This window comes from Candidatus Zixiibacteriota bacterium (assembly GCA_036480375.1).
In the GTDB taxonomy this organism is placed as follows: Bacteria; Zixibacteria; MSB-5A5; order GN15; family JAAZOE01; genus JAZGGI01.
This window is the reverse complement of record JAZGGI010000033.1, coordinates 88,115-101,739: the sequence shown is the minus strand read 5'-3', so window position 1 is coordinate 101,739 and position 13,625 is coordinate 88,115. Positions and strand designations below refer to the sequence as shown.

The following is a 13,625-nucleotide window of genomic DNA, read 5'->3' as shown; positions in this document are numbered from 1 at the left end:
ACCGATTGTGGTCATGGTCATGACCGAGATTTACATAATAGCTGCAGAGTATGACAAAGCAATAGATGAACTTGAATACTTGATTTCAATCGAGTCTCCATATACAGCCCACACGCTGCAGCTTGAGCCGTTTTTCGATCCCCTCCGCGACTACCCGCGGTTTAAAGCTCTAATAAAAAAGTATGAGAATGAACATGGAATCTGACGACGATAAGACACAATCGCACATCATCCTAAGCAAAGGAACGATGGTGTCGCATTACCGCATAGTTGAAAAAATTGGTGCCGGTGGAATGGGTGAGGTCTATCTGGCTGAAGACACCAAACTTAATCGCGAAGTTGCTCTCAAGTTTCTGCCCCCGCATCTGTGTCAGGATGAAGATTGCCGCGCTCGATTCAAGCGCGAGGCGCAGGCCGCCGCCAAGCTGGATCACCCTAATATTGTCACCATCCACGAAGTGAGTGAGTACCAAGGTCGGCCGTTCTTCGCCATGCAGCACGTGGAAGGTCAATCGCTGCGCGATTTAACAAAGGGGAAAGAGCTTGGCGTTGACAGAATCATTGAGTTGGCTATACAGGTCTGTGATGGCCTGAGCGCAGCTCATGACAAGAAAGTTGTCCACCGAGATATCAAGCCCTCCAATATAGTCATTGACGCTTATGGCCGTCCGAAGATATTGGACTTTGGCTTGGCGGCTATTCAGGGCGGGGAGCATCTCACGAAGACCGGTTCGACACTTGGCACAATCGGCTATATGTCGCCCGAACAGGTAAGGGGACAGGAAATTGATCACCGCAGCGACCTGTTTTCCCTTGGTGTAGTTTTGTATGAGCTAATTGCTAAGATGAATCCCTTCAAGCGTGACACTGAGGCAGCAACGCTGAAGGCAGTGAGTGATGACGCGCCGGAGCCTCTGGCTCGATTTAAGTCAGGACTTCCGGATGGGCTGCAAGCTATCATCGACAAAGCATTAGAAAAGGACGTCAAGACGCGTTATCAGCATGCCGATGGAATGCTGTCCGATTTGATGCGGATCAAGCGGTCGCTTGATTCCGGGCTATCGATTGTCTCAAATGCGTCGCCGTCTCGCCATACAATGCGAACACGGTGGGTTGTAGCCGCTTTTGTAGTTATTGCAGCAGCAATTGTCTTAACTTTAACGAAACCCTGGGACACCGAGACAGCATCCGATCAACCGGACAAGATCATGCTTGCGGTGTTGCCTTTTGAGAATCTGGGTTCGCCGGAAGACGAGTATTTCGCAGACGGGATAACGGATGAAATCACATCTCGATTAGCCTTGGTTCAAGGCATAGGCGTGATATCTCGTACCAGTGCCCATACCTTCAAAGATTCCGAGAAAACTCTCCCGGAGATAGCTCGCCAACTGGGCGTAGACTATATCCTCGAAGGCACCATCCGCTGGGACAAAACGGGTGATACTGACCGGGTGCGCATCACACCGCAGTTCATAAGAGTTTCCGATGACCGTCACCTGTGGGCTGACAACTATGAACGGAGTCTAACACAGATATTCGCCGTTCAGTCGGAGATCGCCAATCATGTTGCCGCAGCTCTCAATGTCGCGCTGGGAAAATCGGAGAGACTGCGAATGGAAACCGAGCCAACTACGAATGTTGAGGCATACGATTATTTCCTGCGCGGAAGGGAGTACTTTGAGCGAGGCGGGCAGCGTAATCGTGATGAACTCGCTATCAGAATGTGGGAACGGGCGATTGAGCTGGATTCCTCGTTTGCCCTCGCCTATGCATGGCTGGCCCGAGCACATTCGTACTCATATTTCAATTGGCCGGAAAAAGGATCTGAGAAACTGGAACTGGCTGAGAAAGCTGCGAAAACTGCCTTCCGGCTGAGTAATCAGGGTCCGGAAGGTCACATGGCAATGGGATATTACTACTATTATGGCTGCAGGGATTACCAGCTAGCCCTGGAGCATTTCTCTCATGTGCTGGTGGAACAACCAAACAATAGCGACGCGATGGAGGCAACCGCCTATATCCAACGTCGGCTCGGGAGATGGGAAGAATCTCTAAAGACCCTGCAGCGTGCCGCAGAACTGGATCCACGTTCAGTTAAGAAGATGACTGAGATGCAGCTCAGCTCGCTGGTCATGAGGCGATATGACCTGGCGAGGCAATACTTCGAGTTGGGTTGCACAATCGCACCAGATGCAAAGGATCTCTACGAGAGAGAGTCCTGGCGGTGTATAGTGGCCTATGGTGACACGCGCCGTGCGCGTAAGGTTCTTGAAGATGGACAGCGATTGATTGGCCCGGGCCAGTTGGCCGAGGAGTTTGAACTCCTGGATATTTATGACCGTGATTTTCAATCAGCCTTGAAACATCGACCCACAGCGGATGCTGCTCTTGCCGACGATGATTTTGACTACTATCTCTTCAAGGGATGGACCTACTTGCTCATGAACGACAAGTCAGCCAGTGTTTCATACTTCGATTCGGCAAGAGTCAGGTTCGAGAACGCCGTCGCTGAAGCTCCCAGCTATTCCCCTCATCACTCTCAATTGGCTATTGCATATGCCGGTATGGGACGAGAAAAAGATGCTATCCGGGAATGCGAAACAGTTTTCAGCCTCATTTCGGATATGGAAGATGCTCTGCTATACCCTGTGGTGTTGTCTGACATGGCTGAAGTGTACATCCTCACGGGGAAGCATGAACTGGCTATCGAGACGCTCGATTCTATTCTCTCAATGCCGTTTGTATACAGTGTGCAAACATTGAGACTCGATCCCATATTTGACCCCCTCCGCGACCACCCACGCTTCCAAGCGCTACTGGAGAAGTATGATGACAATAGTCCGCGATAGGCGCTTAATACCGATGGTTCGACCGCGTATCACACAATGCCTGAAATTACTATTTGTCATTGCTATCTTCTTTTTTCAAGCAGGAATGATTGATGCCATTGACGATACAAATTCAAACACCGGAGGTCAGGAGGTGACCAGGATAGTCCTCTTAGGAACCGGAACCCCAAACGCTAATCCGGAACGCTCCGGCCCGGCAATCGCCATTGTTGTCAACGATACTCCGTACCTGATCGATTGCGGCCCCGGAATCGTGCGGCGCGCAGCCGCAGCTCACAAATCGGGTGTTGACGGCCTGAAAGTCGAAAATCTGAAAACACTGTTTGTCACGCACCTTCATTCCGATCACACCGCGGGTTACTCTGATCTTATCTTAACTCCCTGGGTATTGGGTCGAGATGCTCCGCTCGAGGTATATGGCCCGAACGGAATCGCCGAGATGACCGAGCATATTCTAGCGGCCTACGAGCAGGATATTAGGATCCGTCTCGATGGTCTGGAACCTGCCAACGATTCAGGCTACCGGGTTAATACGCACGATATCAAACCCGGAATCATATATCAGGATACCAATGTCACGGTCGAGGCTTTCGTTGTGAAACATGGCTCATGGCCGGAAGCATATGGCTTCGTCTTCACCACTCCGGATCGCAAGATTGTAATCTCCGGCGACGCGGTGCCATCGGAAAGTATCGTGGAGAAGTGCGATGGTTGCGACGTTCTGATTCACGAAGTCTACTCGGCTGTTAAATTCGAGACTCGATTGCCGGTCTGGAAGGAGTATCATTCCAGTTCACATACTTCGACTCATGAACTTGCTGAGCTGGCCTCAAGGGCAAAACCGGAATTGCTAATACTCTATCATCAGCTTTACTGGGGCGCCACAGACGAAGAACTGCTGTCGGAAATCAGGCAGGGATACGACGGAAAGGTTGTCTCCGGTAATGACCTTGATGTTTTTTGAAACGCGGAAAATAATTGGCGGGAATAGTTTTTGTTAACGACCTGCCGAGCTTTCAGGCATTGATCGAAAAGTATGAGAAGACAGATGGGAAATAATGACGACAAGACACAATCGCACATCATCCTGACGAAAGGAATGATGGTGGGGCATTACCGGATAGTCGAGAAAATCGGCGCCGGCGTCATCGGGCATTTTAACGATGGCGGCGTTGATTGTTTAAACTCATTGTCAATTTTTTAAGATGAAACAATTAGGCAAGTGTGACTATATATTAATCCTTGCCATAAAAAATCCCCGGTACTAAATTTCAAAAATGATTGATGAAAACTTTGATAGTAATTTCTGGATGCGGATAGCATTACAGGAAGCGCAAAAGGCATATCGGATAGGTGAAGTTCCGGTCGGGGCGGCAATTGTACTTGATAATCAACTGTTGGGACGGGGTTACAATCAAACGGAACGCCTTAAAGACCCAACCGCTCACGCCGAAATATTGGCGATTACTTCGGCCTGCGAAGCTATCGGAGACTGGCGGCTGGAAAACGCCGTCATGTATAGCACGCTCGAGCCGTGTTCGATGTGCGCCGGAGCGGCCGTATTGGCTAGAATTAAAAGAATCGTTTTCGGGCCTTCCGATCCCAGGTTTGGCGCCTGCGGGTCGATTTTCAATATCCCGGCCGAACCTCGCCTCAATCATCGGATTGAGCTTGAAGGCGGAGTTATGGCTGATGAGATTTCCGAGATGATGCGTTCGTTTTTCCGGGAAATCCGAAACAATAAAGGGGGTGGCGGTTGATTATTTCAGATATTGAAAAACAAAAGGCGATTATAAAATCAACATATCTGGGTCTGTTCATGAATGTCCTTGGGCCGGCCGCGATATTTTTTGTTGCTGCTTTTATCAAGGGACATGGTTTTCAATCGGCGGAAAATGCTCCGTATTTTCCCAGTTCTCAAATTCATATTCTGTTTTATGCCCTGCTATTTATCAGCATTGCCGATTTCGTGGCGGCTTATTTTATCCGCAAGAGTTTCAGTTCCCGGCCGTGCCCGCCTGATATTGACGCTTATGAGTTTTTTACCAGGCAGATGGTCACGATTTCGGTAGTGGTATATAGCCTGAATTTGATGCATGCTCTCTACGGACTGGCGCTCTATCTTTTGGGAGCCGCCATTGAAATTATGATGTTGTTTGTCGCTTTGACATTTGTCAGTTATCAATTATTTAGGCCGAGAAAAAACTTAGTCGATTATTTGTGCAAAAAGATAGAAGCTGTCGATTGAAATTTTACTTCAAGTTTTCTCTTTACCATTGAGAGATATTTGATTAATATGGGATTCGTCGCGGGCATTTTTGCCCGATTTTATTGATATACGGAGAGGTGCCGGAGCGGTTGAACGGGGCGGTCTCGAAAACCGTTGAGCCTTTACGGGTTCCCAGGGTTCGAATCCCTGCCTCTCCGCCATGAATATATCATGTTTTCAGCTGTCGCATAAATGTCCTGGCTTTTATTTCTCAGTAATCGAAGTTCTATATGTTCCCCTGCCTCTCCGCCATAATTATTTCTAACAATTAATTTCCTTGAATTGCAATTAGTTATCGATAAATGTCTCTCCGGTTTTTAGATTTTCTAACATAGCTCTAACTTTATTTTCCGGAATTAATATGCCGAGTATTCAATTTAAGAAGTCAAAAACAGGTAAAAGAACTTATTATGTTGTCGTTTCCTATCGCGGAAAGCATAAATGGATTAAAGCTGGAACACAAAAACAGGCAAAGGAACTGGCCGGAAAAATCGATTCTCTGAGAAACTCTGAAAGATTGAAAAAACCTGGTCTGGCTACAAAAGATAAAAATATTGATGATTTTCTTCAGGAATATATTAGTCATATGAAACTTAGAACTCATATTTTCACAATGGAATCGTGTGTATGGTAACAGCAATCTATCAGCGTCGCGACGGACTGTTCCCAGGGACAGGGTGACGCAGCGGACAGAATTTTGGTGCGATATTCAAATAATGAATCAAAATTCTCAAGGCATTGGTTCTTTTTTTAGAAAACTATTATTGGCATTCTTAACACGGCCTAGGACCGCCTTTAAAAACATGATTTATTAAATATACGGCATCGCCGATATTAACAGCGTAATCGCAATTGGCATCGCCGGCATCAAGTGGACTTGGAGATGGGCCGCCTTTGAAAACAGTGTTTATGATGAAAACGGCATCACCGATATTGACATCGCCGTCACCATTGGCATCGCCTTTTACATAAAAATAGGGTAAACCCAGATAATTACTTGCCCAGTTCCTGGCCCGAATAACATTTTCGCGGAGATCATTAACAGTTCCATCACGCAAAGAAATCAAGGCAGAGTATGTATAAAAGGTATCAATATTAGTCATACTTAGATTGTCGGCATAAGTCATAGTGCTTAAAAGATTATCTCTGGTCGGCCATACGGAATAATTTGGTTGACTTATAAGATTAAATATATAAAATGGATCGAAACCAGATTCAACAATTCCCGAAATAGGTTCTATCTGAGCCCCGTACGGAACTGTTATTAGCGTGGAAGTATCGTTAAGATATGAACATAGAAATGTTAACCCACCATAGCGGCGCTCATTATCCTGACAACCGACGCCATGACCGCTTATATAAAGCAGATTATAAACACTATCACTTCCCCCCAGGTTTTGGCCTACAGAATCCGGTAACTCCCAATTTGCGACATCGCCTACAAATAAACTGTCGTAAGGATTGTCCGAATACTTAAATATTTTCTTTCTTTGTATAATGAAGTGACAATTATCTTCCCCTGAAGGCGACCACCAGGTAATCTCCAAACCAAAAGTAGAATCTTCGGTAATCATAGTACCGGTTTCAAAAATCCCATAATCTGGCAATGTCTGGGTACTTATCATATCCCTCATCCCAGCTATCGGCCTTAAACCTGATATTGAATGATTCGCCAAATAGGCATCACCTGGTTTTTTATAAGTAATTATTGTCGAACCGAGATCAAGGTATTCGGGATAACAATCCCCTTGATCATAATAATCCATAGTTGCGCCGTCAAATTCTCCAAATGCGCCATTATTAGCAACGGCCAATTTGACACAGCCGGTTTCTACTGTATCCGTAACTGTTGCAACATAGAAGCAGGCGTCGCCAATGCCATCTCCATCACTGTCAGTTTGGTCGGGGTTATAAAGATCGGGACAATTATCATCCGGACAAACATTGCCATATCCGGGATCACCATATCCGTCACCATCGGTGTCAATACAATAATAACATGCATCACCTATCCCATCACCGTCGCTGTCCAATTGGTCGGGATTATATGCATATGGACAATTGTCATCCGGACAAACATTGCCATAACCGGGATTGCCATAGCCGTCCTGATCAGTATCAAAACAATCCCCACAATTTACACCGGGTTCACATACAATGACCTGTCCATTTACTGCTTCCGGAGTATATAATCCCCTGATAGTGGAAAACTCAAAAACATATGAAGAAGAATATGGCTCTATGCGAATCTCATTCTCGGCATATGATCCCGGTACAACCGGCGTGAACCATAAACTTACAATGGCCCCGGTATCCGGTACCATAGCTAATCCATCTACTACTGTCTGAAGCTTAAGAGCGCCGCCATTCATCTGGTCAAGTTCCAGCCAGGTCGGGGGAAAACATGATTCTGTTCGAAGGCCGGTTGTGCTGATAGAATCCAGCATCAAATAACCCGGACCCGACCAGTTCAGGGGGAGTACTATATAATCTACCGGTACTGAGATGCGGGCGCAAATATCAACTCTAACCGGCTGCCATGCTGAGGCCATGGCGTTTCGGACCTTCACCGTATCGGCATAAACCCAAATATCACGGGCAATTGTGGCATCAAAGGTGCCTTCTACAGCGTCAAGCAAAACCGATGTATTATAAACACCAGGCTCAGTATAGGTATGAATCGGAGTTTGACCGCTGCCGGATACTTCATCTCCAAAATCCCAATCCCAGCTGTACGGGGTCATTGATGTGAACCCCTCGAACTGAACGTCAAGAGGAGCAGGGCCGAAATTCGAATAAGCTTCTATCTTGGCATACGAGATCCAACCAGCCAGTGCGTCCTCCGCCCAGCAATGCACACGACCAGCCTGCTGGGGTGTGAAATGGTCTTTGCAGCTCCAAGGTTCGGCATACCCCATATAGTTTGACCAGCCGGTTGCTCCCCAAGGTTGACCCGAACAGTTGTCGATCCCTCCCGGATCGCCGCAGTAGTAGCTGCAGGTCGTAGGCGGGGTATCGGAACACTTATCGCCTTTGATGTCCTGATCAATGCCACCAGGGGAATCGTAGCAGGGACCGCAGGGCTCTCCGCCCCCCGAGGCTGTTCCATCGTACGCGAATGGGTGGTACAAGCCGAGACAATGACCCACTTCATGGGAAAACAACCCGGCATCGCTAGTTTTGGAAGGGTTCATAACGATGCCACCAGCGTAAGTTTCCCCCCCATTCCACGGATCTCTCGCCGTATACGACCAAACGTAATAGTCGTCATTCCAGAAGCCCCAACTTGTAGTCACGAATGTATTGAGATTATTCAAAGGATCAACGGCGAAATTGAATTTTAGATCGTAATCCGTACTAAACACTTCAACTTCGCGATACTCCGTAGAGTAAACGTACCGCCAGTCGTAGACAAACTGGATGCGCCAAGGTTCAAAGTCGGCATTTAGATCAGTTACCATTGTTAACACATCGCTATAGTCACCAGCAGGATTTGAGCCATCATCGTTGCAAACATTCTGAAAATACAGAGAAATATATTTAATTGGCGTATTTTCATCCGGAATATGAGTATCCCGAACTGCGGGGTCGTCGCAAGGGCCGTATGTCGGACAATCAGCGTTTTTGTCATATATTTTTACCTGATCTTTAACCTGCTCCCACAAATATTGCGTCGCGCAACCACCATGCTGTTCTGCGCTATCTTCCTGTGCAATTGCATTTTTCGGAAAACATGTGATTTGAAAAATCAGTATAACCAATACTAATGGAAAATTAGTTCTTAATTGAAAAAGTCGCTTCCTAGCCCCGGGCAATTCGTTAATCATGATATACTCCGCCAGAATCTCCCCAGGATATTTTGTTGGCAATACAGCAATACATTCGAGTATTTATAAACCGTTGCCTTAATTGCATATGACTGCTAATTACAGGCGGTGGTATAATATACTGTCCTGCAATATACTGTACTGTAATATACTGTACTGTTCGCCATTAGTCAAGTATATTACCCCCCATTATCTGTATTCCTTTAATTGCATTCGGAACACGGTCCCGGGTCGCCTTTGAAGACATGATTTATTAAATATACTGCATCGCCAACATTGCACTCGCCGTCGCAATTGGCATCTCCAGCTATTAGCGGCTCAGGGGCTGGGCCGCCTTTGAAAACGTGGTTAATGATATAGACCGCGTCACCCACGTTTACTCCCAGATCGTCATTGGCGTCACCGCATACTTCAAGTATCTCTATAAACTGATTTATGGCAACGTCGTTTAAAACATTGACGACTCCGCTCGGCCATATAACCTTGACGGTATCAACAATAGTAGCGTCGCCCAATCCAAAATGAGCGTTAAGGTTGTTCTGCGATCCATTGCCGGTAAGCGAGGTTATTTCTCTTAATTGCTGAACGCTGGATCCGTTTATTTGCGCGTAGGCTATTATCTTTGCTCCGATAGCTGACCCATTTGAAGAAGTACCTATGCATTTAACGTTTAACCAATTATTATTCCAGCCGTTATTGCGATACAATACATTCGGTTCTCCCTCAGACCAATTGATATGATAAAGATCAAGATAGCCGTCATGGTCGTAATCGGCTGAGGCCACCATTCCTGACTGCCCCGGAATGTTTACATAGTTTGGTTCTTCGATTAATGTAAAATTGGCTTGTCCATCATTTAAATATAGATAATTTGGCGAAGCATAGCCGGTCCGATAATTCGTGACGTATAAGTCAAGATCGCCGTCATTATCAAAATCCCCCCAGCAACTGCCCGAAGACCAGGCGCCGTCATTAACAATATTTTCGCCGGTAATTTCTAAAAATGTGCCGTCGCCATTGTTTAGATAAAGCGCGTTATTATATCCCTGATAACAGGCTACGAATAAATCCAAATCGCCGTCATTATCGCAGTCGCCCCAGCTAATACCGGACGCAAAGACATCGCTGAGGAAATTGGCTCCGGTAATTGCCGTAAATTCACCGCCGTTATTTTCAAACATTACATTTTCGGCATTATACTTGAGAACCATCAAATCCTGATCCCCATCATTATCGAAATCAGCGCAGGCAATTCCATGGGAATGCACCGAGTCATCAACTATCTCTCCGGAAACAACTTTCGTAAAACTCCCGTCTCCCTCGCCATGATATAGCTGGTCATAGCATGGTCCGGAGGGTGGCATGGTGCCTTGATCGGCCACAAAAATATCCAAATTGCCGTCATTGTCATAATCGATCAAGATCGATGTGTATGAGGCTCCTAAATCGGTGGAAACGATATCATCGGTGATTTTTGAAAAACTGGCGTCACCGTTATTTAAATAATATAAATTTTGTGTGATGGAATGCATACCTTTGGTTGCGTAACAGTACTTGCTGGGGAAAACAGGGGAAATGGAGGAGGCCGAGCGCGTGAATGAATTGCTTAAGACATATTTAGGAAATTTAGGATCTGATTTACAGTATTATTGGTACTCCAAAGGTTGTGCCGAATTAGGGGCGAATAATCCCGGTCCGGCCCTTGAATACTTTGATAAGCTGTCAATTCAAACACATAATTTCGATTGGCAATTTATGAAAGCACTGGCCTATTTCGAGAATGAAAATATAGGCCAGGCCGTCGCCGAGTTTCAGCATTTGCAAACCATTTACATCTCGCCACGAGGAACCTGGCAAATTTGGGATGTCTTGTCGCATTATTATCTGGGCCTTGCCTACGAAAAATCGAACTGGTATGATAAAGCTATCGAGCAATATGAATTATTTGATTCAATCTGGATAAATGTCGATGCGGAATTACGGGAAAAATATGATGTTCAAAAACGGATAAGAATTCTTAAAATGAAAATGTAGATTACCGGTTACACCCTTATGCCAATATTCACCAACATCCTTCAACACGCCCCCGACATTTCGTGTAACAGAAATATCAGTAGGGTTATCCTTACATTTTGCTTCTATTAAAAGACGCTGAGGATTTATAAAGAGTTGCTGCACGATGTAATCCGCAATAGCATCAATCTGGTGTTTTTCTCCCCGGCTAAAATCCATAAGCCTGTTCCATCTTGATCCAAAGTGGAAACCGCGGAGCAATTAATCAATTGATGTGTTTTTTTTACCGCCCATAATCATGCGGGCTCCGAGGGCGATAATCAGAATCGGCCAGAAATATCCCCAAAATGTCCAGTGGATTATGCCGACTTCCTTTAACAGTAATAGAACTCCCAGGATAACCAGAACTATTCCAAAAAACATCATTTCCTCCCGATTAGTACTTACTCAATATATCGCCGATTAATTCCGCAGCCTCTTCTAAAATCATTTTATCATCTTCGGTAAAGGCCGCTTTTTTATTCGAGTCTATATCCAATTCACCGATTATCTCGCCATTGCATCTTATGGGTATCACAATTTCGGATTTCGTCTCAAGAGAACAGGCCAGGTATCTCGGATCGGCATTGACGTCATCTACAACAATAGTCTCCTGTTGGCTGACAGCCGCCCCGCAGACTCCGCTATTAAGATCAATTATAGTATGGGGTGTCGGCTTGCCGACATACGGCCCGACATGTAACTTTTCTTCTTTTAAGAAATAGAATCCGATCCAGTTATATTGAGGATAATTGTTTTGAATTGTCTGGGCCGCTTTCATCAGGAAATCAGATTTTTCACCGGTATTTTCGGCGATCTTTCTGATTTCAGCAAGTAAAGAATTTTCCATCATTAATAGCTCCCGAGTCTAAAACTACAATAAAAAGCGTTAATAAATATAAATCAAGAATCCTCTCAAAATATTTGGGATTACAGTCTTGCCCGTAGAACTCTTACACAGGTGTATTTGGTTGCTATTATACAACTTACAGCGTGGATATAGCTACTTCGCATATCTGTTAAAATATATTGCAAAATGCTAATCCAGCCTTTAGGGCCTATGTCTATTGCCGATTTCCTGTAATGGAAGCTTTTCTCCAACCACAGTTTCCATAAAGGGAAGAAAAAGAACATGGCTAATAGAATTTTCGTTGTCGATGATGAAGAATCCATGTGCAACTTCATGGCTATCATGCTCCAGAAGGAGGGGTATGAGGTCGAGACCAGCACTAATGGAAATGATGCCGTAAAACGGATTTGCGACAATGATTATGATCTCGTCATCACTGATATGATGATGCCGGAAATGTCCGGGCTGGAACTTCTCAATCAGGTTAAAGATAAAAAAGAGCATCAGGATTTTATCGTCATGACCGCCTTCGCCTCGGTGGAATCGGCGATTGAGGCGATGAAGCTGGGGGCCTGTGACTACATCACCAAACCATTTAAGATAGACGAAATCAAACTGGCCATTGAAAAGGTCGTTTCTCATAATATAATAGTCGGCGAGAATATTAGCCTGCGCAAGCAGTTGGCTCAAACTCAGGGTTTGGATAGTATAGTAGGAATTTCCGAGCCAATTATCCGGCTGAAGGAATTGATCAAACAGGTTGCCCGGGCCGATTCCACGGTTCTAATTCGGGGCGAATCCGGAACCGGAAAGGATTTAGTCGCCCGAGGTCTGCATTTAATATCCGACCGAAGCGACGGACGCTTTGTTAGTATCAATTGCGCCGCTATTCCGGAAACTCTATTGGAATCCGAATTATTCGGTCATGGCAAAGGAGCTTTTACCGGAGCTGTTAAGGCCAAGGAAGGTCAGTTCAAAGTCGCCGACGGCGGGACATTTTTCCTCGATGAAATAGGCGATACTTCGCCTTCAATACAGGCCAAACTTCTTCGGGTTCTTGAAGAAAAGAAGATAACGCCGATTGGAGAGACGACTCCTATATCGGTTGATGTTCGTCTTATCACGGCCACCAACGCCAATTTGGAACAAGAAGTCAAGGAAGGCCGCTTCCGGGCCGATTTGTACTATCGCCTAAACGTAATTCCGATTCATATACCGCCTCTTCGCGAAAGAGCTGACGACATTCCGCTTCTAATTGACTTTTTTGTCAATAAATTCTGCCGCCGCCACGGTTTGGAGAAGAAAGAAATTCAGCCTGAAGTATATAGCCTTCTTTCGGCTTATTTCTGGCCCGGTAATGTCCGTGAACTTGAGAATACTATTGAGAGAGCGGTATTGCTTTCCAAAGATAATATACTGGCGCCTGCATCATTCCCCGACAATGTTGTGACCGGCAAGCAGGATTCTTTAGTCGGCCCGGCTGACCAGAAAACACCTCCTCTTGAATTTATAGAAAAAGCCTATATCCACTGGGTCCTGGATCAATCCGACGGCAATAAATCAAAAGCGGCCAAGGTATTGGGAATAGACGCTTCGACTTTGTATAGAAAACTGGAAAAATATAAAACCGGAGGGATAAAGGAAAAGGCTAAATAATCCTGGCTGGACTATGGCAAAATGCAATTATGTGGGCAGAATACAAACGAAAATATATAGCCTCAAACCCATATATGGCCAAAAATGATAATACCGGGATAAATTTTCAAGGGAAAAGGTAT

At 45.5% G+C, this 13,625-nt stretch carries 13 protein-coding genes and 1 tRNA gene; 10 read left to right on the top strand and 4 right to left on the bottom strand.

Annotated elements, in window-relative coordinates; translation table 11 throughout:
* The first annotated feature begins 7 nt into the window (after positions 1–7).
* The 8 genes from V3V99_10605 (at position 8) to V3V99_10570 (ending at position 5,752) form a co-directional block, all read left to right on the top strand.
* Positions 8–205 (top strand): hypothetical protein, encoded by a 198-nt coding sequence (locus tag V3V99_10605; GenBank protein MEE9443101.1) that lies wholly within the window; start codon positions 8–10, stop codon positions 203–205.
* Complete coding sequence (locus V3V99_10600) at positions 195–2,849, top strand: protein kinase (GenBank protein MEE9443100.1); 2,655 nt, start codon at positions 195–197, stop codon at positions 2,847–2,849. Before V3V99_10605 ends, V3V99_10600 begins: the two co-directional genes overlap by 11 nt.
* Positions 2,827–3,813 (top strand): MBL fold metallo-hydrolase, encoded by a 987-nt coding sequence (locus tag V3V99_10595; GenBank protein ID MEE9443099.1) that lies wholly within the window; start codon positions 2,827–2,829, stop codon positions 3,811–3,813. Before V3V99_10600 ends, V3V99_10595 begins: the two co-directional genes overlap by 23 nt.
* An 84-nt stretch (positions 3,814–3,897) precedes the next feature.
* Complete coding sequence (locus V3V99_10590) at positions 3,898–4,053, top strand: hypothetical protein (protein ID MEE9443098.1); 156 nt, start codon at positions 3,898–3,900, stop codon at positions 4,051–4,053.
* A 73-nt stretch (positions 4,054–4,126) separates the two neighbouring features.
* Entirely contained in the window at positions 4,127–4,609 is a 483-nt protein-coding gene (gene tadA, locus V3V99_10585) for a tRNA adenosine(34) deaminase TadA (GenBank protein MEE9443097.1), read from the top strand.
* Positions 4,606–5,097 carry a hypothetical protein gene (locus tag V3V99_10580; protein MEE9443096.1) on the top strand — a complete coding sequence of 164 codons (492 nt, stop codon included), beginning with the start codon at positions 4,606–4,608 and terminating at the stop codon, positions 5,095–5,097. Before tadA ends, V3V99_10580 begins: the two co-directional genes overlap by 4 nt.
* A 92-nt stretch (positions 5,098–5,189) precedes the next feature.
* Positions 5,190–5,279: transfer RNA gene (locus V3V99_10575), tRNA-Ser, on the top strand.
* A gap of 200 nt (positions 5,280–5,479) precedes the next feature.
* A complete protein-coding gene (locus tag V3V99_10570; protein MEE9443095.1) occupies positions 5,480–5,752 on the top strand; it encodes a hypothetical protein in 273 nt (90 codons plus the stop codon).
* A 139-nt stretch (positions 5,753–5,891) separates the two neighbouring features.
* On the opposite strand, the gene V3V99_10565 is transcribed toward V3V99_10570, so the two are convergent.
* Both V3V99_10565 and V3V99_10560 read right to left on the bottom strand, forming a co-directional pair.
* Positions 5,892–8,945, bottom strand: coding sequence for a PKD domain-containing protein (locus V3V99_10565; GenBank protein ID MEE9443094.1), 3,054 nt, complete (start codon positions 8,943–8,945; stop codon positions 5,892–5,894).
* 203 nt (positions 8,946–9,148) lie between these two features.
* Positions 9,149–10,477 carry an FG-GAP-like repeat-containing protein gene (locus V3V99_10560; GenBank protein MEE9443093.1) on the bottom strand — a complete coding sequence of 443 codons (1,329 nt, stop codon included), beginning with the start codon at positions 10,475–10,477 and terminating at the stop codon, positions 9,149–9,151.
* A 61-nt stretch (positions 10,478–10,538) separates the two neighbouring features.
* Here V3V99_10560 and V3V99_10555 point away from each other — a divergent pair, with 61 nt between their 5' ends.
* On the top strand, positions 10,539–10,979 hold the full coding sequence (locus V3V99_10555) for a hypothetical protein (protein MEE9443092.1): 441 nt from the start codon (positions 10,539–10,541) through the stop codon (positions 10,977–10,979).
* A gap of 240 nt (positions 10,980–11,219) precedes the next feature.
* Here V3V99_10555 and V3V99_10550 read toward each other — a convergent pair whose 3' ends face one another.
* Together V3V99_10550 and V3V99_10545 are read right to left on the bottom strand one after the other, a co-directional pair.
* Positions 11,220–11,384 (bottom strand): DUF5668 domain-containing protein, encoded by a 165-nt coding sequence (locus tag V3V99_10550; protein MEE9443091.1) that lies wholly within the window; start codon positions 11,382–11,384, stop codon positions 11,220–11,222.
* A 10-nt stretch (positions 11,385–11,394) separates the two neighbouring features.
* A complete protein-coding gene (locus V3V99_10545; GenBank protein MEE9443090.1) occupies positions 11,395–11,850 on the bottom strand; it encodes a GAF domain-containing protein in 456 nt (151 codons plus the stop codon).
* Between the two features lie 279 nt (positions 11,851–12,129).
* Here V3V99_10545 and V3V99_10540 point away from each other — a divergent pair, with 279 nt between their 5' ends.
* A complete protein-coding gene (locus tag V3V99_10540) occupies positions 12,130–13,503 on the top strand; it encodes a sigma-54 dependent transcriptional regulator (protein ID MEE9443089.1) in 1,374 nt (457 codons plus the stop codon).
* The last annotated feature ends 122 nt before the right edge of the window (positions 13,504–13,625 follow it).